This is a genomic window from Actinoplanes sp. NPDC048791, assembly GCF_040650095.1.
Lineage (GTDB): Bacteria > Actinomycetota > Actinomycetes > Mycobacteriales > Micromonosporaceae > Actinoplanes.
This window is the reverse complement of the sequence record NZ_JBEZGQ010000036.1, coordinates 1-20,253: the sequence shown is the minus strand read 5'-3', so window position 1 is coordinate 20,253 and position 20,253 is coordinate 1. Positions and strand designations below refer to the sequence as shown.

Annotated in this window: 21 protein-coding genes and 1 pseudogene; 5 read left to right on the top strand and 17 right to left on the bottom strand. The window is 70.3% G+C overall.

Going from position 1 to position 20,253, the window contains the following annotated elements:
• Both AB0C29_RS05310 and AB0C29_RS05305 read right to left on the bottom strand, forming a co-directional pair.
• A partial coding sequence (locus AB0C29_RS05310; protein WP_360815443.1) for a PQQ-binding-like beta-propeller repeat protein occupies nucleotides 1–1,013 on the bottom strand: 1,013 nt, incomplete at its 3' end.
• Between the two features lie 99 nt (nucleotides 1,014–1,112).
• Nucleotides 1,113–1,727, bottom strand: coding sequence for a TetR family transcriptional regulator (locus AB0C29_RS05305; RefSeq protein ID WP_360815440.1), 615 nt, complete (start codon nucleotides 1,725–1,727; stop codon nucleotides 1,113–1,115).
• A 121-nt stretch (nucleotides 1,728–1,848) separates the two neighbouring features.
• On the opposite strand from AB0C29_RS05305, the gene AB0C29_RS05300 reads away from it, so the two are divergent.
• The gene (locus AB0C29_RS05300; protein ID WP_360815438.1) at nucleotides 1,849–2,988 is read left to right on the top strand and encodes an NAD(P)/FAD-dependent oxidoreductase; all 1,140 of its coding nucleotides are present in this window, start codon (nucleotides 1,849–1,851) and stop codon (nucleotides 2,986–2,988) included.
• Between the two features lie 30 nt (nucleotides 2,989–3,018).
• Here AB0C29_RS05300 and AB0C29_RS05295 read toward each other — a convergent pair whose 3' ends face one another.
• The 7 genes and pseudogenes from AB0C29_RS05295 to AB0C29_RS05265 all read right to left on the bottom strand — a co-directional run bounded on the left by AB0C29_RS05295 (nucleotide 3,019) and on the right by AB0C29_RS05265 (nucleotide 8,975).
• Entirely contained in the window at nucleotides 3,019–5,466 is a 2,448-nt protein-coding gene (locus AB0C29_RS05295; protein WP_360815436.1) for a galactose oxidase-like domain-containing protein, read from the bottom strand.
• A 35-nt stretch (nucleotides 5,467–5,501) separates the two neighbouring features.
• A complete protein-coding gene (locus AB0C29_RS05290; RefSeq protein WP_360815433.1) occupies nucleotides 5,502–5,765 on the bottom strand; it encodes a hypothetical protein in 264 nt (87 codons plus the stop codon).
• Nucleotides 5,766–6,147: 382 nt separating this feature from the next.
• Nucleotides 6,148–6,519, bottom strand: a complete 372-nt coding sequence (locus AB0C29_RS05285) for a DUF2255 family protein (protein ID WP_360815430.1) — start codon at nucleotides 6,517–6,519, stop codon at nucleotides 6,148–6,150.
• A 19-nt stretch (nucleotides 6,520–6,538) separates the two neighbouring features.
• On the bottom strand, nucleotides 6,539–6,952 hold the full coding sequence (locus AB0C29_RS05280; protein WP_360815427.1) for a cupin domain-containing protein: 414 nt from the start codon (nucleotides 6,950–6,952) through the stop codon (nucleotides 6,539–6,541).
• An 87-nt stretch (nucleotides 6,953–7,039) separates the two neighbouring features.
• Nucleotides 7,040–7,891, bottom strand: a complete 852-nt coding sequence (locus tag AB0C29_RS05275) for an aldo/keto reductase (protein ID WP_360815424.1) — start codon at nucleotides 7,889–7,891, stop codon at nucleotides 7,040–7,042.
• 35 nt (nucleotides 7,892–7,926) lie between these two features.
• Nucleotides 7,927–8,193 (bottom strand): annotated as a pseudogene (locus AB0C29_RS05270) (aldo/keto reductase); the annotation flags it as partial.
• Between the two features lie 29 nt (nucleotides 8,194–8,222).
• Nucleotides 8,223–8,975, bottom strand: coding sequence for a carboxymuconolactone decarboxylase family protein (locus tag AB0C29_RS05265; RefSeq protein ID WP_360815422.1), 753 nt, complete (start codon nucleotides 8,973–8,975; stop codon nucleotides 8,223–8,225).
• 210 nt (nucleotides 8,976–9,185) lie between these two features.
• On the opposite strand from AB0C29_RS05265, the gene AB0C29_RS05260 reads away from it, so the two are divergent.
• Together AB0C29_RS05260 and AB0C29_RS05255 are read left to right on the top strand one after the other, a co-directional pair.
• Nucleotides 9,186–10,061 (top strand): helix-turn-helix transcriptional regulator, encoded by an 876-nt coding sequence (locus tag AB0C29_RS05260; RefSeq protein WP_360815419.1) that lies wholly within the window; start codon nucleotides 9,186–9,188, stop codon nucleotides 10,059–10,061.
• A 124-nt stretch (nucleotides 10,062–10,185) separates the two neighbouring features.
• Nucleotides 10,186–11,166, top strand: coding sequence for an aldo/keto reductase (locus AB0C29_RS05255; RefSeq protein WP_360815416.1), 981 nt, complete (start codon nucleotides 10,186–10,188; stop codon nucleotides 11,164–11,166).
• Here the strand turns inward: AB0C29_RS05255 and AB0C29_RS05250 are convergent, their stop codons facing one another.
• Both AB0C29_RS05250 and AB0C29_RS05245 read right to left on the bottom strand, forming a co-directional pair.
• Complete coding sequence (locus tag AB0C29_RS05250) at nucleotides 11,167–11,877, bottom strand: cation transporter (protein ID WP_360815413.1); 711 nt, start codon at nucleotides 11,875–11,877, stop codon at nucleotides 11,167–11,169. It abuts the gene before it with no gap.
• On the bottom strand, nucleotides 11,877–12,218 hold the full coding sequence (locus AB0C29_RS05245) for a metalloregulator ArsR/SmtB family transcription factor (protein ID WP_360815410.1): 342 nt from the start codon (nucleotides 12,216–12,218) through the stop codon (nucleotides 11,877–11,879). Before AB0C29_RS05245 ends, AB0C29_RS05250 begins: the two co-directional genes overlap by 1 nt.
• Nucleotides 12,219–12,256: 38 nt before the next feature.
• Between AB0C29_RS05245 and AB0C29_RS05240 the strand changes: the two genes are divergently transcribed.
• Nucleotides 12,257–13,492 (top strand): alpha/beta fold hydrolase, encoded by a 1,236-nt coding sequence (locus AB0C29_RS05240; RefSeq protein ID WP_360815407.1) that lies wholly within the window; start codon nucleotides 12,257–12,259, stop codon nucleotides 13,490–13,492.
• Between the two features lie 20 nt (nucleotides 13,493–13,512).
• Here the strand turns inward: AB0C29_RS05240 and AB0C29_RS05235 are convergent, their stop codons facing one another.
• From AB0C29_RS05235 to AB0C29_RS05210, 6 genes are read right to left on the bottom strand one after another with little or no spacing between them, the layout of a single operon-like run.
• The gene (locus AB0C29_RS05235) at nucleotides 13,513–14,574 is read right to left on the bottom strand and encodes a hypothetical protein (protein WP_360815404.1); all 1,062 of its coding nucleotides are present in this window, start codon (nucleotides 14,572–14,574) and stop codon (nucleotides 13,513–13,515) included.
• Entirely contained in the window at nucleotides 14,528–15,490 is a 963-nt protein-coding gene (locus AB0C29_RS05230; RefSeq protein WP_360815401.1) for an alpha/beta hydrolase, read from the bottom strand. The genes AB0C29_RS05235 and AB0C29_RS05230 overlap by 47 nt, the downstream gene beginning before the upstream one ends.
• Before the next feature lie 27 nt (nucleotides 15,491–15,517).
• Nucleotides 15,518–16,234 (bottom strand): alpha/beta hydrolase, encoded by a 717-nt coding sequence (locus AB0C29_RS05225; protein ID WP_360815398.1) that lies wholly within the window; start codon nucleotides 16,232–16,234, stop codon nucleotides 15,518–15,520.
• 11 nt (nucleotides 16,235–16,245) lie between these two features.
• On the bottom strand, nucleotides 16,246–16,614 hold the full coding sequence (locus AB0C29_RS05220; RefSeq protein ID WP_360815395.1) for a cupin domain-containing protein: 369 nt from the start codon (nucleotides 16,612–16,614) through the stop codon (nucleotides 16,246–16,248).
• A gap of 18 nt (nucleotides 16,615–16,632) precedes the next feature.
• Nucleotides 16,633–17,541: an alpha/beta hydrolase gene (locus AB0C29_RS05215; protein ID WP_360815393.1), complete on the bottom strand. Its 909-nt coding sequence runs from the start codon at nucleotides 17,539–17,541 to the stop codon at nucleotides 16,633–16,635.
• 5 nt (nucleotides 17,542–17,546) lie between these two features.
• Nucleotides 17,547–18,380, bottom strand: a complete 834-nt coding sequence (locus tag AB0C29_RS05210; protein ID WP_360815391.1) for an alpha/beta hydrolase — start codon at nucleotides 18,378–18,380, stop codon at nucleotides 17,547–17,549.
• 265 nt (nucleotides 18,381–18,645) lie between these two features.
• Between AB0C29_RS05210 and AB0C29_RS05205 the strand changes: the two genes are divergently transcribed.
• A partial coding sequence (locus tag AB0C29_RS05205; protein ID WP_360815388.1) for a GAF domain-containing protein occupies nucleotides 18,646–20,253 on the top strand: 1,608 nt, incomplete at its 3' end.

The window sequence follows — 20,253 nt, the reverse complement described above, 5'->3', positions numbered from 1 at the left end:
GCGGTGTCGATCAGGGCATACCCGCCGTGGTCGGCGCTGTGGGCCAGCACCCGGTTCTGCCCGGTGACCGGTACGGCGTCGACGAAGCCCGCCGTACGCCAGCGGCCGGCGCCGGTGTCCGGATCAAGCCCGACGGTCGCGGTGCCGTCGGCGAAGCACAGCACGACGCCGCACGCACGGGCCGCCGGCCCGGTCACGATCTCGTCGGTCGCCGACTGCGCGTACCGCCAGCGCTCCCGCAGCGTGTCGAGGTCGTACGCGGTCACCACCGCCCGGTCTGTCTCCATCCGGTTGACGAACAGGAAGCCGGACTCGGCCACGAGGCCGTTGCGGACGGGTACGCCGTTGCCGTTCTCCATGCGGCCCTGGGACAGCAGAGCACCGTCACTCAGGCGCAGCACCTGGACCCGGCCGTCCGGGGTGGCGGCCACGATCCGCTGCCGTTCGGGACCGACGACCGCCCAGGACTCGTCACCCTCGATCGGCCGCGACCAGATCCGGCTGCCGTCGGTCATCCGGACCAGAACCAGCGTCCGGTCCGGCTGCCGGAGCAACGCGGTCTCGGGCGTCGCGGACACGATGTCGCCGGGCAGCCGCCACATCTCCGCCCCCGTACGCGGATCGAGCGCGACCGTCCCCTGCAGCAGGATCGGGACCAGCACCGCACCGGGCACCCGGGCCGTCATCCGGCCGCGCGGCATCGGCAGCCCCTTCGACCAGCGGACCGCCCCGCTGCCCAGCTCGTACGCCGTGACCTGGGAACCCACGTTGATGGACTGGACGAACACCGTGTCGCGGGCCGCGTCGGCGAGGCTGGTCGGACTGAAAGCGACACTCCACCGGGGCCGGATCACGGCAGACCCGGAGACGGCCGAGCCGGTCAGCGTCACAGCGCAAAGCACCGCCACGGCGGCCGCGGCCCAGCGCACGACGACGCGGTGTTCAAGATGGGGTCGTGCGGGTCCGGGCGCCGTCGCGGCGGCGCCGGGATCACCCAGCTCGATGATGGTCATGACGATCTCATTCCCCCATCAAACACCCGGTGTCCCCGGACCGGTACCCCGGCGATTCGCAAGGTCAGGGCAGCCGGCGCCGCCGGCGGAGCCGAGACCCTAGTCGAGGCCGAGGTGCCTGGCCAGGATGGCCACCTGGTCGGCGAACCGGTTGAGGAATTCGGCCGAGCGCGGGTCGGTGCCGCTGGTGCCCTCGATGACGTGCGGCAGCGTGGTCGGTGCCATGGTCATCGCCATCAGCATGACGACCAGGCAGGCCGGATCGAGATCAGCGGGCAGGTCACCGGCCTGCTGCCGTTTGCGTAGTTCGTTGATGGTCTCGGCGAACATGCCGGTCGGCGGGGGCGACTCGGATCCGGTGTACTCGAGCCCGGTCCAGGCCAGCAGGCGGACGCCGTCCGGGTTGTGCAGTGCCTCCAGCGCGAAGCGGCGCAGCTGCTCCGGCAACGGCATGCCCGCCGGGGCCAACTGGGCCTGCCGTTCCTGCCACTGCCGCGAGATGGCCTGGTACAGGCCCTCTTTGCCGTCGAAGTAGTACGAGATCAGCTGCACGTTCACCCCGGCGCGGGCGGCGATCGCGCTGACCCGGGCGCCCGCGTATCCGTGCGCCCCGAACTCGGCCGTCGCGGCGTCCAGGATCAGCGCGCGGCTGCGTTCGGAATCGCGGTGCCGCTCCTGGGCCTTGGGCGATCTTCGGGGTGTCGACGCGGACATGGGCGCGATCATACCTTCGCTCGGCTGTGTCATGTGTTCATATGAGTTAGTCAAATGAATGCTTGACAGCGTCATCGCTCCAGCCGACCATGGGGGCATCACAGGCAACCAAGGAGGATGTATGCCGGACAGCTCAAGGATTCTCATCGCCGGTGGCGGTGTCGGCGGCCTGGCGCTCGCGCAGGCACTGCACCGCGCCGGGCTCGAGGTCGTCGTCTACGAACAGGACCCGACACCCCGTACCCGGAACCAGGGTTACCGGATCCACCTCGACCCGACCGGCAACGCCGCGCTGGCCGATTGCGTCCCGCCGGAGGTCCTGGCTGTCCTGCGCCGCACCAGCGGTCGTAACGGCGATCTGGTGACGACCTTCACGCCCGGACTGCGGCAGGTGTTCACGCAGCACTTCCCCGGCATTCCCGCCGGCCGGCTCACCGCCGTCGACCGCAACACCTTCCGCCAGGGCCTGCTCACCGGCCTCGCCGACGTCGTCCGGTTCGGGCACACGGTGTCCGGCTATCAGGTGACCGGCTCCGGACGGGTGCGGGTCGAGTTCGCCGAAGGCGGCAGCGACGAGGGGGATCTTCTGATCGGCGCGGACGGCGTCGGGTCGGCCGTCCGGCGCCGGTTGCTCCCCGAAGCGGTGGTGCACGACTTCGGTCTACGGTGTGTGTACGGCCGGATGCCCCTCACCGCCTCGTTGTCTCCCGAGGAGTTCGAGCGTGGTCTGTGCTGGATTTCGGCCGGCAGCACGTGCGGAGCCGGGTTCGGCACCGTCCGGTTCCGCACCCCCGTGGACGAGACGCCGGACTACCTGATGGTCACCCTGGTCGCGACCCCGGATCATCTCGGCGTTACCGACGACAGGCTGTTCCGCATGTCGTCGGAGGAACTGTGGAAGCTCTCGGCGGACACCGTCGCTGACTGGCATCCGGCTGTTCGCGAGATCTACGCCCGCGCCGACATCGAATCGTTCTTCCCGATCACGTTCCGGATCAGTGAACCGATGCCGGCGTGGGCGCCGGGCCCGGTCACCCTGCTCGGCGATGCAGTCCACACCATGCCGCCGACCGCAGGTGCCGGGGCGAACACGGCGCTGGCCGACGGCGCCACGCTGGCAGCCGAAATCATCTCTGCTGCACGAGGCGCGAAATCGTTGGTCGATGCGGTCGCGGCTTACCAGGCCGTCATGCTGCCGCGTGGTTTCGCGGCCATCGACCGCTCACGGCACCTGGCGGCCCAGATGTTCCCGGCGACCTGATCAACCGCTGATCAGCCCTTTCTGCGGCGGTCAGGATCCGAGCTGGATCCAATGGGCGATGGACGGCACGCCGGTCTCGTCGGTCAGGAAGAGCATGTACCAGCCGGGCGGCGCGAGATTCGGGTTGCCCACGACGGTCGCGAACAGGCCGGTCGCGTCCCGCGCCCCGATGTCGAGGTCGACGAGGCGCTGGCCGCTGTCGAAGGAGTGGGTGGTGACCCCGCAGGAGACCAGGCTGGCCCACTTGATCCGGCCGGCGTCCGGGGTGCCGATGCGGATCTGGTCGCCGTAGGTGCACGCGTCCGGCGCGGCGGCGATCGCCGGACGGGGACCCCGGAAGAGGTACGGCGGGCTGAACACCTCCACCCGCATCTCCTCCTCCGGATCCGGCGGCAGGAACTTCACCTGACTGCCACCCTCCGGGTTGCCGCCGGCCGCGACGACCCGGCCGTCCGCCATCAGCACGGCCGTCGAGTGGTAGAGGCGCGGGACCGTGGCGGTCGCCGCCACCCGCCAGGAATCGGTGGCCGGGTCGTAGATCTCCGACTGCAGGCGGGCGAGTGGCTCGTCCTCCTGCTTGAGCGAGCCGCCGCTGACGAACACCGTGTGGTCGGGCAGCACGACGGCGTTCAGGTGGATCCGGCCGAGACCCATCGGGGTCGCCTCGGCGTACTGGGGATCGTCCGCCTTCAGGTCCACAATGCTGACCCGGTCAGTGGCGTGGGTCTTGTCGGCCTTACCCTCCGGCCCGCCGCCGCAGATCAGCACCCGCTGGTCCTGGGCCGGAGGCAGCAGAACGCTGGCGGCCTGGTTGCGCAGCTCCGGTTCCAGCAGATCGGGCACCGGCTGCATCGGGTTCTGCGGGTGGCCGGGGTCGAAGACGAACGGCTCGACGGGCAGGCCGTCGTCCATCCGGCCACCGGAGAAGAAGATCTGCCCGTCCGCCAGCAGGAACAGGTGGGCGTAGAGCGGCAGGCCGAGGAAGCCCGGCGGGAACGCGATCTCGGTCCACGTGTCGGCGTCCGGATCGTAGATCTCCATGACGGCCCGGGACCCGCCGCCGCCGTGCTCGTCGAGGCCGGTGGCGGCGAGGACCCGGCCGTCGCCCAGCGTGATGAGGGTCGGATACCACCGTCCATGTTTCATGGGTGCCGCGAACGACCAGGTCCCGGCGGCGGGATCGAAGACGGCGACGTCCTTGCGGCCGGTGAACGGCCCGTAGTTCGCGGTGCCACCCGCGGCCAGCATCCGCCCGTCCGGCAGGAACGAATCTCCTCCGCAGAACAGGTCGAACGGTCGCCCGCCGGCGGTACGCAGGGTGGGCGGGTGGACGAAGGTGTCGTCCGGCGGCGTCCAGCGGGCGGAGACCGGCACGCCCTTCGCCTCGTCGCCGAAGTCGGGGGAGTCGAAACGAACCCGGCTGCTCCCGGAACCGGCGAAGAACAGCACGTCACCGCCGGGCAGCAGCGCGGTGTGCACGGCGAGGACGCCGGAGAGGAAGGTCTTGACGTCCCAGCGCCCGTACTCGGCCGGGTCCTCGTCGAGGTCCAGCACCATGTACTGGCCGGCGTTCTGGCCGGGCGGGGCGTCGACATTGAGGGCGAACAGCTTGCGGGCCCCGTCGAGCGTGGCGACCGCGATGCCACCGCCCTGGTTCTCCCAGGAGAACCAGTTCGGAACGCCGAGCCAGTCCGGGCCCCACTCGGTCACTCCGCCGTTGTCGTCGACGCTGCGCCCGATCCGGAACAACGCCTGGTTCTGGCCGCTGACCCCGGGCAGCGCCGGGGCGTCGTCGACCTGGAAGACGACCAGATCCGGGGCGCCGTCGCCGGTGACCTCGGCGACTGCCACGCCGGCACCCTGATTCTCCCAGGAGAACCACCCGGGGACGTCGATCCACGGACCCCAGCCGCCGGTGATCCGGCCGTCGCGGTCGATCCCGCGGCCGATCCGGTAGACGCCGCGGTTGGCCTGCGGTCCGTCGTCGACCATGAAGACGACCAGGCTGCGCCGGCCGGCCGCGTCCGGCGGGGTCACGGCGACCCCGGCACCCTGATTCTCCCAGGAGAACCAGTCGGGGACGTCGATCCACGGGGTCCAGCCGCCGGTGGCCTGACCGTCGCGGTCGATCCCGCGGCCGATCCGGTAGAGACCACGGTTGGCCTGCGGCCCGTCGTCGACCATGAAGACGACCAGGTCGCGGCCGCCGCCGAGGTCGGTGACGGCCACGTCGGCGCCCTGGTTCTGCCAGGAGAACCAGTCGGGGACGTCGGTCCACGGGGACCAGCCGCCGGTCACCACGCCGTCCGCGTCCAGCGTACGGCCGATGCGGTACATGCCGCGGTTCTCCTGCGGTCCGTTGTCGACCATGAAGACCACCAGGTCGCGAGCGCCGTTCGGATCCGCCGCGACGGCGATGCCCGCGCCCTGGTTCTCCCACGAGAACCAGCCGGGGACGGAATGGAATGCCTGCGGCATGAGTCGGCCCTCCTACGGCTGCTCAGCGAATCGGATCAGCTGTGCCCGGTCGAAGCTGCCGTCGTCGCGGGCCAGCGGCGCGACGGGGTCCGGAGCAATTGGTGAATGAGGATTTTTTCATCGTTGCGCGGGTCGCCGATCAATGCCGGGCCGAGGAATACCTCCTGGCCGTTGAGCTGCCGTGCCGCGCTGCGGGGCAGGTCGGACCCGGTGCCGCTCGGCCGGCCCGGCACGACTCGGGCGTCGTCGCCGGCCGGCGACGGCATCCGGGGAGCCGGCGCGGTCAGCTGATCGACCATGATCATCTCCGTTTGTCGCGGCCCGCTGGATGAGATCAGGAAATGCCGACCGGCCAGGACTCAAGAATTACTCAGGCTTGCCGAGAAATGTGATCTCCGGGTGCGGTAGGTGCCGTGCTGCAGGCAACCGGCGGCACCCGAACATCGTCACCCTACGACCATTTCCGGCGATCATTTATCCGGTGTCCCGCAGCTGACAGGCGCCTGCGCGGAACCTGCCCGACAATGGTGGACATCACCCCAGTTCACAATTCCTTTTTGGCACATGGCGCCGGAGCACGTGGCTCAGCCGATCGGAGCTACCGCGGTCTGCGCGGCGGGTGGCGGTGGTGGTGGCGACAAGTTACGCCGATCCGGGTCAGCGGCCGCCGTCAGCGACGTGTCAGGCGGGCTGAAGCTGCAGAGTCGCGGATCGGGGACCGTCCTGGACGAGGTGGTCGACAATGCCGGCGTACTGGCTGTACTTGCGTCGGTAGGCCGTGTCGACGGCGGGCAGGTCGGCGTCGGCGGCTTCGGTGAAAATCACGTCGGTGGCTTCGCCGCCGGAGATGATCTGCCCCGTGCCGGTCGCGGTCGCGCCACGGAACCATGCGGCGGTGCGTCCGTTGGTGGACCGGATGAACACGCGGTCGCCGTCACGCACGATCCAGATGGTCGTGGGGCGTCGCTGCGAGCCGTCCTGCCGCCGGGTGACCACCTGTACCTCTTGAGGCCCGGCGATCTGCGCTGCTTGTTGGTCGGTCCACTCCGTCATGGCCGGGTACTCCTTGTGGTCAGTGGGTGTTGGTGCGGGGGCCGTGGTACTGCTCGTCGGTGACCGGCTCCTGCCAGGCGGTTTCCGGGGTGCCGTCGCCGCGGCCTTCCCACATGGCGAGGTGCTCCATGAAGGTGTCGGGGGCGGCCCCGTGCCAGTGGTCCTCGCCGGGCGGGCAGGTGACGGTCTCGCCGGGGTGGGTCTCGATGATGGTGCCGTCGCGGGTGCCGATCAGGGCGGTGCCGGACACCACGTGCAGGGCCTGGCCGAGGACGTGGGAGTGCCAGTTGGTGCGGGCGCCGGGGGAGAAGCGGACGAGGTTGACGCGCATCCGCGACGGTTCCTGGCCGGCGTGGATGACGTCCCACCAGACGTCGCCGGTGAACCAGTCGGCCGGGGCCTTGCTGGTGTTGCTCTGCTTGACGAGTTCCATCGTGGTTCCTCCGAGTGGGGTGATCAAGGGTGGGGGAGGTCGATCGGCGGCGGCTGACAGTCACCGGATCACCGGGCCTACCGCGCCCTACGACCAGCGGAACTCCATCGCGTCCTCGTGCTTGTCGGTGTCGCGCATGGCGTCGAGGATGCTCATGTCGGCCGGGGAGATCTCGAAGTCGAGCTGGGCGTTCTGCTCGATGTGCGCGGTCCTGGTGGCCTTGGGCAACACGACCGCGCCCTTCTGCAGCAGGTAGCGGATGCACAGCTGCGGTGCGCTGACGTCGTAGCGGGCGGCGATGCCGGCGATCTCCGGGTGGTTGACGATCAGACCGTGGGCGAAGGGGGAGTAGGCCTCGACGACGATGTCGTGCTCGGTGCAGGTGCGGACCGTGTCGGAGGGGTCGAGGCCGATGAACCAGTGGATCTGGTTGACCATGGGCTTGGTCGCGCAGGCCGGCAGCAGGCTTTCGAGGTCGCCGGAGTCGAAGTTGGAGACGCCGATGGCCTTGACGCGGCCGTCGGCGAGGAACTTCTCCATGGCCTTCCAGATCTGCCGGTTCTCCTCGCGGCAGTCCTTGCCGATCTGATCCCACGGCCAGGGCGCGTGGATCAGGTAGAGGTCGAGGTGGTCGAGGCCGATCTCGCTCATGGTGGTCTCGAACTCGGCGACCGCGGTGTCGTAGTCCTTGGCCTCGGCCGGCAGCTTCGAGGTGACATAGATCTGCTCGCGGGGGATGCCGGAGTCGCGCACCGCCCGCCCGACCGAGGCCTCGTTGAGATAGGCCCGCGCGGTGTCGATGTGGCGGTAGCCGAGCCGGAGGGCGTCGGCGACGGCGTGGTAGCACTCGTCACCCTCCTTCAGCAGCCAGGTGCCGAAACCGACCTGCGGGATCCGGTCGCCGTTGCTGAGGGCGAAAGTGTCGGTGAGGGCGCTCATCAGTACTCCTGGGGTCTCGGCACGGTGGTCCGGGGTCATCGGTTCGTCATGCTCTCGGCCTGTTCCGAGTACCGGCCGCCCTGGATGTCGACCTGCGCGGTGGCGGCGTCGATCTCCGCGAGGTCGTCGCTGGTGAGCTCGACGTCGGCGGCGCCGAGGTTCTCCTCCAGGCGGTCGAGGCGGCGGGTGCCGGGGATCGGGACGATCCACGGCTGCTGGGCGAGCAGCCAGGCCAGGGCGATCTGCGCAAGGGTGGCGTTCTTGCGGGCGGCGATGGTGCCGAGCAGCTCGACCAGGGCCTGCCCAGGGTGCGGGTCTCCACAACAACTCCTTACCGGGTGATCTCGTCGAGGGCGCGCAGCGCGTTCAGCGTGCGGGGGTAGCCGACGAACGGGAGCAACTGAGTGATGACGGCGAGCATGGTGGCGCGGCCGTTGCCGACGTTGAGGTTGGCCTGGACGTGGCCCTTGACCTGCGGGTCGGCGCCGCCGAGCGAGATCAGCATGGCCAGGGTGAGCAACTCGCGCGTCTGCAGATCGAGGCCGCCGCGGGTGTAGTGGTCGCCGAAGCAGTTGGCCGACAGCAGCCGCTGGATGTGCTGCTCGTCGTCGGGTGCGTTCGCGTACAGGGCGTCGACGGCCTCGGCGCCGACGATCTGCTTCTGCACGGCCAGGCCCTTCTCGGCCCGGGTCTCGGGGCTGGTGGTCGACTGGCCGGGCAGCGGCAGGTCGATCCCGCGCTCGGTGAGGACCTCGTTGGTGGCGTGCAGGAAGTCGAGCACCTTGCCCATGCCGGCGTACGGGACGGCCTGGTAGACGATCTCCTTGGCCTCGACCGGGGTGACGCCGGCGGTCAGCGCGGCGCCGAGCATGACCCGGTACTCACGCAGCGCCTGCCCGGCGATCAGCGCGGCCAGCTGCGTCATCAGCCGGGTCCGCGGGTCGAGGTCGCTGTGCTGCAGCACCTCGTCGAAGGCGAAGTTGTCGAAATACTCGATCAGCTCCGGATCGGTGACCGCGAGCGTCGACACGTGGCCGGGGAACAACTCGTCGTGGTTCTTGCGGGCCGTGTCGCTGATGGCCATGGCCAACCCCTCTCGTGGTCGTCGAGCAACGGTAGAGCCAACCTGAGCGGTCCTGGCAGGTCCTGGCATTACCTGTCTGCCGCCGACGAAACGGCCGGAGGGAGGTAACACCAGAACCTCCCTGGACCGCGGTCAGGGTGCATATCGTCGTCGAAGGGGTGTACTGGCAGCCCACCTTTGGCCGGCGCGATCCGGCCTAGCCTGGGCGGTATGGACAACCGTGACGAGGTCAAGGCTTTCCTCAGCTCGCGCCGGGCCAAGATCACCCCGGAGCAGGCCGGGCTGACCAGTTACAACCGCAACCGCCGGGTTCCCGGGCTGCGCCGGAGTGAGGTCGCCGACCTGGCCGGGGTCAGCGTCGAGTACTACGCCCAGCTCGAGCGGGGCAATCTCGCCGGTGCCTCGGACAGTGTCCTTCAGGCCCTGGCCCGCGCGCTGCACCTTGACGAGGCCGAGCAGCTGCACCTGGCCGCCCTGGCCCGCGCGGCCGGACCCGGCTCGCGGACGCGCCGCAAGCCGTCGGCGCCGCAGGTTCGTCCCAGTGTGGCGCGTGTCCTGGAGCTGATGAGCGACGTGCCGGCGTTCGTCAACAACGGCCGCGGTGACGTCATCGCCGCGAATGCGCTGGCCCGGGCCTTGTATGCGCCGATGTTCGACGATGCTGCCGGCCCGGTGAACCACGCTCGTTTCGCGTTTCTGAACCCGCGGGCGCGGGACTTCTGGCGGGACTGGGAGCGCATCGCCACCACGACCGTGGCGATGCTGCGGGCCGAGGCCGGCCGGGACCCGTACGACAAGGCGTTGACCGACCTCGTGGGTGAGTTGTGCACTCGCAGCGAGGAGTTCCGGACCCGCTGGGCCGCCCACGACGTACGGCTGCACAGCACCGGGATCAAGCAGTTCCGCCACCCGGTCGTCGGCGAGCTCGACCTGAACTTCGAGACCATGGAGCTGACCGCCGACCCGGGCCTGTCCATGACCTTGCTCAGCGCCCCGGCCGGATCCGCCGCCGACGATGCGCTGCGGCTGCTGGCCAGCTGGGCCGCCGCGCGCGTCCAGGCTCCGGCGAGCTCCGAGCCTCGCTAGGGGGTGGGCTGCCAGTACACCTGCCGGCAGCAACTTCTCCCCGCTTCCGGTCGGCGGTTTCCTGGAGCACGGCAGCGGGCGACGCCTAACTCGTCCGCCGGACCGGAACCTCAGGAGTCAGAACATGAAGATCGCCCACCTCGCAAGCCTGGACGTGTCCCGCATCGGCCTCGGTGCGATGACCATGGCCGGCACCTACACCAGCGAAGGCCGCCTGGACAACGCCGAGTCGATCCGTACGATCCACCGCGCCCTCGACCTCGGCGTCACCCACCTCGACACCGCGGAGATCTACGGCCCGTTCCTCAGCGAGGAGATCGTCGGCGAAGCCGTCCGGGGCCGCCGTGACCAGGTGAAGATCGCCACGAAGTTCGGTCTGGTCTCGCACGCCGGCGGCGGCCCCGGCGTGACCGACAGCAGCGCCGCGAACGTGCGGGCGGCCGTCGACGGTTCCCTGAAGCGGCTCGGCACCGACCACATCGACCTGTACTACCAGCACCGCGTCGACCGCCGCACCCCGATCGAGGAGACCGCGGGCGCCGTGGCGGAGCTGATCAAGCAGGGCAAGGTGCTGCACTTCGGGCTGTCCGAGGCGTCGCCGGACACCATCCGCCGCGCCCACGCCGTCCAGCCGGTGACGGCGCTGCAGACGGAATACTCGCTTTGGACCCGCGATGTGGAGGCCGAGATCCTGCCGCTGCTGCGCGAGCTCGGCATCGGCTTCGTGCCGTACTCACCGCTCGGGCACGGCCTGCTGACCGGGCGGATCCGTACCGTCGACGACTTCGCCGACGACGACTGGCGCAGGACCAACCCGCGGTTCACCGGCGAGAACTTCCGCCGCAATCTCGCCATCGTCGACGAGGTCACCGCCATCGGCGCCGAGATCGGCGCCACCCCGGCCCAGACCGCGCTCGCCTGGATCCTCACCCGGGGCGACGACATCGCCCCCATCCCCGGCACCCGCCGGGTGGCCCGGGTCGAGGAGAACACCGCCGCGGACGCCGTCGAACTCACCTCCGGGCAGCTTGCCCGCCTCGACGCGCTGCGGCCGGCGGCCGGCGCGCGTCACGACGAGGCCAACATGACCTCGATCGACCGGTAGTCACCGCTCGCCGGTGCAGCAGCCGTCTTCGCAGTCCCCGGCCGTGCCAGCCGCGGTGGCGGCCAGCGGGCCGGGTGCGCAGCAGGCGTCACCACGCCAGGCTTCGCGGCCTTCCTTGACGGCGACGGCGGCGATGATCAGCGCGGCGGCGGGGTCGGCCCAGCTCCAGCCGACCAGGCTGTTGAGCAGGAGCCCGGCGAGCAGGACCGCGGACAGGTAGGTGCAGAGCAGGGTCTGTTTGGAGTCGGCGACCGCGGTGCGGGAGCCGAGCTCTCGTCCGGCGCGGCGCTGGGCGTAGGACAGGCCGGGCATGATCGCGAGGGAGACCGCGGCCAGGGCGATGCCGACGGTGGAGTGCTCGGCCTCGGCGCCGCCCAGCAGGGATCGCGCTGATTCGACCGTGACGTAGGCGGCGAGGGCGAAGAACGAGAACGCGATGATCCGCAGTGCGGTCTTCTCCCGGGCTTCGGGATCGTGGCCGGCGAACTGCCAGGCGACCGCGGCGGCGGAGGAGACCTCGATGATCGAATCGAGGCCGAAGCCGATCAGCGCGGTGGAGTCCGCGGCCCGGCCGGCGCTGATCGCGATGACGGCCTCGATCACGTTGTAGGTGATGGTCGCGGCGACCAGCCACCGGATCCGGCGGGCCAGCACGCCGCGGCGCAGCGGGTCGGGACCGGCCGGGGTGAGCGGAAGAAGGGGGAGGCTCATCAGCAGCAGTCCTGATCGGCGGCGTCCGGGCACGCAGTCGGGTCGACGGCCAGGACCAGGCCGAGCAGGTCGTCCAGGGCATGCCGGATGCGGGTGTCAGCGAGTTCGTAGCGGGTGCGCCGGCCCTCGGGAGCGGCGACGACCAGGCCGCAGCCGCGCAGGCAGGCGAGATGGTTGGACAGGTTCTGCCGGGTGGCCCCGAGCAGGACGGCCAGCTCGGCCGGGTAGCCGGGGCCGTCGCGCAGCGCGAGCAGCAGCCGGGCCCGGGTCGGATCCGACAGGGCGTGGCCGAAGCGGGCGAGGACTTCGCCGTGGGTCACCGTCTCCATGCCGCCGACCATACAGCGTTTGCTGTATTCAGCAGAAGATGTATCAAGCGATGTCGTACGATCTCGAAGTGCTGCTGACCGACCATGTGATCACCGTTCCGCTCGACCACGATCGCCCGGACGGGCCGACCATCGAGGTGTACGCGCGAGAGATCGTGGCCGCGGACGGACGCGATCTGCCGTATCTCGTCTACCTCCAGGGCGGACCGGGCCACGAAGCGCCGCGACCGACGTCCCGGCCGATGTCGCCGTCCTGGCTCGAGCGGGCATTGCGCAGTTTCCGGGTCATCATGCTCGACCAGCGGGGCACCGGACGTTCCACGCCCTACGGCGCTGCCGGGCCGGACGCGGCAGCAGACGCTGAACGGCTGACCCATTTCCGGGCGGACGCGATCGTGCGGGACGCCGAATGCCTGCGGGAGCATCTGGGCGCCCGGCAGTGGAGTCTGCTCGGCCAGTCCTTCGGAGGATATTGCTCGCTGCACTATCTGTGCCACGCACCGGACAGTCTTCGAGAGGTGTTCTTCACCGGCGGCCTGCCCCCGGTCGGGCGTCCGGTCGACGAGGTCTACTCGGCCACCTTCGACGCGATGCGCGTGCTGAACCGTCGCTACCACCGGAGGTTCCCGCAGGATGCCGCCCGGCTTCGAGAGCTGCTCGACCGCTGCGACGCGGGCGAGGTACGGGCTCCCGACGGTGCCCCGATCTCCCGGCGCCTGATCCGTACGATCGGCCACCACCTGGGCATGGACGGCGGCGCGGACAAGGTCCATCACGTGCTCGAGCTGGACTTCGCTTCTTCCGCGTTCCGGCATGATGTCGCCGCGATGCTGCCGTTCGACTCCCGCAACCCGTTGTACGCGGTCCTGCACGAGTCGAGTTATGCCGACGGCGGGGCTACGCGGTGGTCGGCCGAACGGGTTCAACCTGACGACTTCGCGGGCGAGTCCCTGCTGCTCACCGGCGAACACCTCTACTCGTGGCATTTCGAGGACACGCCGGGCCTGCGGCCGTACCGCGATGTCGCCGCGGCCATCGCGGAGCACGAGTGGCCACGTCTCTTCGACGCCGAGGTGCTGGCTCAGGTCGACGTGCCGTGCGCTGCCGTGATCTACGCGGACGACCCGTACGTGCTCCGGCAGTTCTCGGAGGAGACGGCCGACCTCCTGCCCGGCATGCACCGGTGGCTGACCGACGAGTACCTGCACAACGGGCTGCGCACTGACGGCGGTCGCGTGCTCGACCGGCTGATCGCGCTGGCCCGGGATCTTCCAGGAGGTCGATGACGCGGCGTCATGGCGTGAACCTAACGAGGTAGGTCCTGTGCAGGCCGGTGCGCGGGATCGGGCTCAGCGGCTGGCATGTAGTTGCCTTGGGCGAGGCGTTGCGCGGTGCGGACCGCCAGCGCCGCGATGGCGAGGGTGAGCATGGCGAGCAGGACCGCGACCCAGGCCGTCCGGCCGGGAACGTGTTCCGCGCCCAGCCAGCTGATGGCCAGGGTGACGGCCGCGGCGTAGGAGAACGAGTAGGCCCACCAGCCCGGACCGAACGGGACCTGCCGGTAGACCGGGATCATCCGCAGCTGCACCACGGCCATCAGGACGGCGTAGCCCGCCAGCCCGGCGGCGATCGCGTCGAGGTGCCCGCCGTTGATGAGGAACCACGCATTGCCCGCAACTACGGGAGGGGCCACCTCGATCGCGATCGTCGGACGCAGAGCCATCGGTAACGCGGGCGCGGTGAACAGCCTCGCCAGAATGATCGAGCCCAGGACGAGCCAGCAGACCATGCCGTAGCCGAACATCACCCTGGCCAGCAGGTCGTGCCCGAAGTACGCGCTGCCGCCGGCCGCGATCAGGCCACCGGCGACCGTCGGCAGGAAGTACCCGGGGTGCCACTGGGTCAGGTTCAGGTCAGCGATGATCCATTCGCCGGAGAGCCAGCCACCGACAGCCACGGTCAGCACGAGCGTCACCATGAAGACGATCTCGCCGGCGGCCTCGGCATGGCCGCCGAGGGCGATACCGAGCAGCATGGGCACGACCACGATGAGCGAGGTGAACGGCGCGAACACCGGATCCGTGAGTTCGGTCCGCAGCCGGCCGCCACGGATGACGTTTCCGGCGTACCAGATCAAGGTGGCCAGCCACACGCACGCCGCCGCGACCCACAGGGTGTCGGCCGGCCACCGGGGCACACCGGCGACGGCATGTGCCGTCGACCAGACCTGGGCGAGACCGCAAATGCCGAAAGGCATTCCGAACGCGTTCGGGGTCACCCGGTACGCCGGCCGGCCGGTGGAAGTCACAGTGGGCGGCCGGTCAGCGGATGAACTTGAGCAGCTCGGCGTTGAACTTGTCCTTCTCATCGACGTAGACGGCGTGCCCGGCCGTGCCGAAGGTGACCAGCCGCGCGTTGCGGATTCCGGCGGCCAGGGCCTGGCCGTGGTCCAACGGCACGATCTTGTCGTTGATGGCGTGGAACACCCGGGTCGGCACCGTCACCCGGGCCAGGTCGGCGGTCAGGTCGTCGTCGCGCAACGCGATCAGCCCGGCCCGGCTGGCCGGCAAGGAGGCCTGGTCGAGGCATTGCCGTTCGAAGAACTGCAGGAAGGGATCGGTGGCGATGTCGGTGTGGGTGGAGAAGAAATTGGCTGTCAGGCCGCGGATCGTCGCCGCCCGGTCGGTCGCGTAGCCGGAGATGAGACCGGCGATACCGGCGGCGAGGTCGGCGGACTGCGGGCCGTACACGTAGCGGGGAGCCGACGCTTCGGCCAGCACGAGCCTGCCCACCCGGCTGCCGAACCGCGCCGCATGGCGAAGCGCGACAGCGCCGCCCATCGAATGCCCGACCAGCGTGACGTCACGCAGCGACAATGCCTTGAGTACGGTCAGGATGTCCCGGGCCCACACGTCATAGGTGTAGGGACCGTAGGGGGCGTCGGACAGCCCGAAGCCACGCTGGTCCAGGCCGATGGCCCGGTATCCGTGGTCGGCGAGGAACAGGTAGTTGTACTCGAAGGTCGTGGAGGCCAGCGGCCAGCCCGGAACGAACACGACCGTGCCGCGGTTGCCGCCGTTCAGGTCGGTGATGTTGACCTCGACTCCCGGGGCCACCGGGATGCGGGTGCCGCTCCGGCCGGCCCCGGCGTGCGCCGGTGTCTCCCCGGCCACGACGGCCGCGGCGGTCACGGCGGCACCCGTCCCGGCGCTCAGCACCGCGCGTCGCGATGCCCCGCGCCGGCCGGTCGGGACGTTCTCTTCTGATCCGTTCTGCTGCTTCATGGGTCGGGCTGCCCTTCGCGATGCGGCTCAGACGTTGTCGTCGTGGTTGCCGGCGGTTTCGAGGATGAGGCGAACGGTCTCGGCCGGATGCGAGATGCCGACCACATGCGAGGCTCCGGCGATCTCGGTCGTGCTGCGGGCCTTGGCCCGGACGGCCATGATGTGGTGGGCGCCGGCGGGGATGTTGCGGTCGAGTTCGCCGAACAGGAACCAGCTGGGCACCGACTGCCACAGCGGCCGGCCGCCCGACGGCTCGGCCAGGGCGTGGTCGGTGACCGGGCGCTGGGTGATCGCCATCTGACCGGCCTGCTCGACGGAGAGGTCGGCGGCGAACTGGTGGTGGTACTTCTCCGGGGCGATGTAGGTGTCTGCGCCGCCGCCGGCCGAGGGAACGGCCACGAGGGTTTCGGCCAGGGTCGATCCCGGAGCCAGCGCGGCGGCGTCGGCGCAGCTTTCTCCCGGGTCGAGGGCGAAGCCGGCGATGTAGACGGCCCCGGTGACGTGCCCGGGCTCGGCGGTGACGTTGGTGATGACCGCGCCGCCGTAGGAGTGCCCGACCAGCAGCACCGGTCCGTTGATGCTGCCGACGAGCTCGCTCAGCAGCGCCGCATCCGTGGCGACGCTCCGCAGCGGGGTGGCGAAGGCGATCACCCGGTGTCCGGCGGCCTGCAATGGTTCCAGCACGCCGTTCCAGCTCGACGATTCCGCGTAGGCGCCATGAACGAGGATCACGGTCGATGTCATCTCGGGTCCCTTCAGTGGACGAACGTCGCCAGTGGTAGCCCGGTCTCGACGAGGTAGGTGGACAGCATCACCCCGGTGTCGGGGCCGAGATCGGTGGCGTTGTGGGGTGTCCGGGGCGGGATCAGGAAGCCGTCGCCGGGATGCAGGGTGAGCGTCGGCTGGTCGCGGATCTCCATCCGGACCGTGCCGGCGACGATGTAGCCGACTTCCTCGCCCGGGTGGATGTGCCAGCCCGACTCGACGCCGGCCGGGATCTCCGTGCGTACCTGGACGATGTCGCGGCCGGGGACGGAGGAGCTCCGGCGCAGGGTTTCGGTGCGCTTGAGGGTGGCGGCAAGCTCGTCGGCCTGCGGGGCATGGTCAACGGCGTCGGATGACATGGCGCAATTTCCTTGAGGTCATGAGGTCGGGAAAGCCGACGGGCGGCGTACGAGGAACGCAGCCAGGGCGGCCGCGGTCGCCTCGGGCTCGTCCTCGACGACAAAATGACTGGTCGGCATCGCCTGGCCGTGGAGATCGTCGGCCCATGGCCGCCAGACGTCGAGCACGTCGCCGTAGAAGCGGGGCAGCGCTCCGCCGGCGCTCCACAACGCGAGCACCGGACAACTGATCTTTCGTACGCCGCGGTCGGCGTCATCGTGGTGACGATCCACGGTGGCGCCGGCCCGGTAGTCCTCGCAGATCGCCTGCACTGTGCTGACGTCGTCGAGCAAGGCCCGGTAACCCGCCATCAGGTCGGCCGGATACCTGTCCCGGGCCCGGCCCAGGCCGAGGGCTCGGACGTGGAAATCGAAGAAGGCGCCGGGGTCGGCGGCGATGAGCCGTTCGGGCAGCGGCGCCGGCTGGGCCAGGAAAGCCCAGTGCCAGTACCCGAGCGCCAGCTGCGCGTCGGCGCGGGCCCACACGTCCCCGGTGGGCACGACGTCGATGACCGCGGCGGCACTGACGCTCCCGGGATGATCCAGCGCCATCCGGTAGGCCACCCGCCCGCCCCGGTCGTGGCCGGCGACGGCGAACTGCTCGTGACCGAGCAGACCCATGGCCTGGATGAGATCAGCGGCGAGCGCCCGCTTGGAATGCGGCGCGTGGTCCGCCGCGGGTACGGGACGGAACGACGCCCCGTACCCGGGCAGGTCCGCGACGACGACGGTGAAGCGGTCGGTCAGCAGGTCCGCGACGGTGTGCCACATGACATGTGTCTGGGGGTAACCGTGGAGCAGGAGCACGGGTGGGCCCTGCCCGGCGACCCGGGCGAAGATGTGCCCGCGTGTGGTGTGCAGGCTGTGCTGGACGAAGCCGTCGAACATGGTGGCTACCTGGCGAGGAACGCGAGCAGTTCGCGGTTGACTTCGTCGGCGTGACTGAGGCACATGAGGTGCGGTCCGCCTTCGATCTCGACGTAGTGCGCCTGCGGCAGGGCTGCGTGCATGCGGCGCCCCTGGCCCTCGATCGACAGGATCCGGTCCGCCGTGCCGTGCAGCACCAGCGCCGGGATGTCGATGCGCTTGAGGTCGTTGTGGAAGTCGTCCAGCCAGGTCACCGGGCACGCCCAGGTCGCTTCGGGGGAGGCCTGGGCACCGGCGTTCCACAGGTTGCGGACGGCTTCCTCGCTGACCCGCTTGCCGAGCAGTTCGTCCAGGTTCAGCATGTCGCCGATGAGCCCGGTGAGCCACGCGGACCGGTCGTGCAGGATGGCCTGCTGAACGCCGTCGACGCCGGCCTGGTCGACCCCGAGGGGGTTGTCCGCGGACTTGGCGAACGACGGTGGGAGGCTTTCGATGAACACGCAGGACCTGAGCCGCTGGGTGCCGTGCACGCCGATGTAGCGGGCCACCTCGCCGGTGCCCAGGGACAGGCCGACCAGCGTGACATCTTGAAGATCCAATGCGGTGAGCAGCTGGTCGAGGTCCCCGGCCAGGGTGTCGAAGTCGTAGCCGGCGGCCGGGCGGCTCGAGCGCCCGAAGCCACGCCGGTCGTACGTGATCACCCGGTGGCCGGCCGCCAGCAGCGTGTGCACCTGCGGCTCCCAGGAGCGGCTGTCGAACGGCCATCCGCTGATCAGGACCACGGCCGGTCCGCTGCCGTGATCCTCGTAGTAAAGATCGATCGACGTCGTGTTCTCCGTGCCGACGGTGACGGTGGCCATGTGCGCTCCTCGGTTGTCCGCAGTGCTGCCAATCTCGCAAGAGCGGGATGCGCCGGCCAGGCCAGCCGGCCCTAATCCCGGGGTGAGGTGACCGGAAGAGAAGTTCGGGTCAACCCGAAGACGATGCCTCGCCAAGACCCGGGGAACAGCCGGCTGCGGACTATCCTCACCAGCGCATTCGTGCCACTCTGGGGGAATCGGCGGACGATGCCGTGGGACCCTGCCGGGAAACGAGGGGGCATCAATTGGCCGCGCCGGACCCCCAGTGAACGCCCGGTACCTCGCGGCCGGCTGGTCCACGGCCGAGGACCAGCTGGAGGCGCTGCGGCGCCTGGCCGAGCTCATCGTGCAAGGGGCGGAACGCCAGGCCGTCCTCGACGCCGTCGTCGCCGAGACCTGTCAGCTGTTCTCGGTGGACTTCACCGCGATGCTCAGCTACGAGGCCACCGGTGCGGCGTCGATCGTCGCGGTCCACAACGGGCCCGCCGGACTCGCGGTCGGGGAACGCGCTCCGCACATCCCGGAAGGGCTGGTGCTGCGGGTCTTCCACTCCGGTGGCCCGGTGCGGGTCGAGGCGTACGGGGATCTCCGCGAGCCGCAGGTCGCCCGGATGCACGAGCTCGGCATCACCGCCGGCGCCGCCGCACCTATCCTGGTGGAGGGCGACATCTGGGGTGTCCTCACCGCGATGACCCGTTCAGCTCCGGTGCTTCCGGACCTCGAGCACCGGCTGGCCGACTTCGCGGAGATCGCCGCGGCCGCGGTGGCCGGTGCGCAGGCCCGGGACGAGCGCCGGGGACTGGCCGATGAGCAAGCGGCGCTGCGCCGCGTCGCGGAGCTGGCGGCGCGTGGCGCCGACCCGGACGACGTCTTCGAGGCGCTGACCGTCGAAGCTCTCACCCTGCTGCCCGGCCGGCTCGGCGTGGTCATCCACTTTCTCCCGGCCGGCGCCGCCACGGTCGTGGCCACCAGCCGAACCCCGGACGCGCACGACCGGCCCGCCGGCTCGATCATCGACGAGCTGGCGGTCGTCCTGCGGCAGACCGGTCGGGCGGCTCGCATCGACCACCGCGAGGCCGTTTCCGGTCCCGCTGACGCGGCGCAGTCCCGGCCGGCCGGGGTCGCCGTTCCGATCCATGTCGATGGTGTGGTGTGGGGCATGCTCGCGGTGACCGATCCCGACGGTCCTCTGCCGCAGGACAGCGAGCGGCGCCTCTCTCCGTTCGCCGAGATCGCCGCGGTGGCGACCTCCGGCGCCCGGGCCCGCGATGATCTGCACCGGATCGCCGATGAGCAGGCGGCGCTGCGGCGGGTGGCGGAGCTCGTGGCCCGCGACGCTGACGAGCAGACCCTGTTCGACACTGTCACCACCGAGGCCGCCACGTTGATCGGCGGCGAGGCGACGACGCTGGCCCGGATCACCGGCGCACGTTCCTTCACCGTCCTCGCGACCCACCGCGGTCCGGCGCCGGCCGGCTCCAGCGTCGAGGTGGCCGACGACGGGGGACTGGTCGCCGAGATTCTGCGGACGCGGCGATCAGCCCGGCGGGATCGCGTCGAATCCACCGTCGCCGCACCGGTCATGGTGGACGGCCGGGTCTGGGGCCTGCTGAGTGTGGTGAGCGCCGATCATCGGCTGCCGGCGGACACGGAGCAGCGGCTCCAGCAGTTCACGGAACTCGTGGCCTCCGCCCTGGCCAGCAGTCAGGCCACCGCGCGGGTCCGGCATCTTGCCCGCCAACAGGCCGCGCTGCGCAAGGTCGCCGAACTGGCAGCCAGGGACGCACCGACCGACCGGGTCCTCGAAGCAGTGGCCGTGCAGGCGTCATACCTGTCCGGGGCCGACCTGTCGACCGTCCTGCGGTACGAGCCG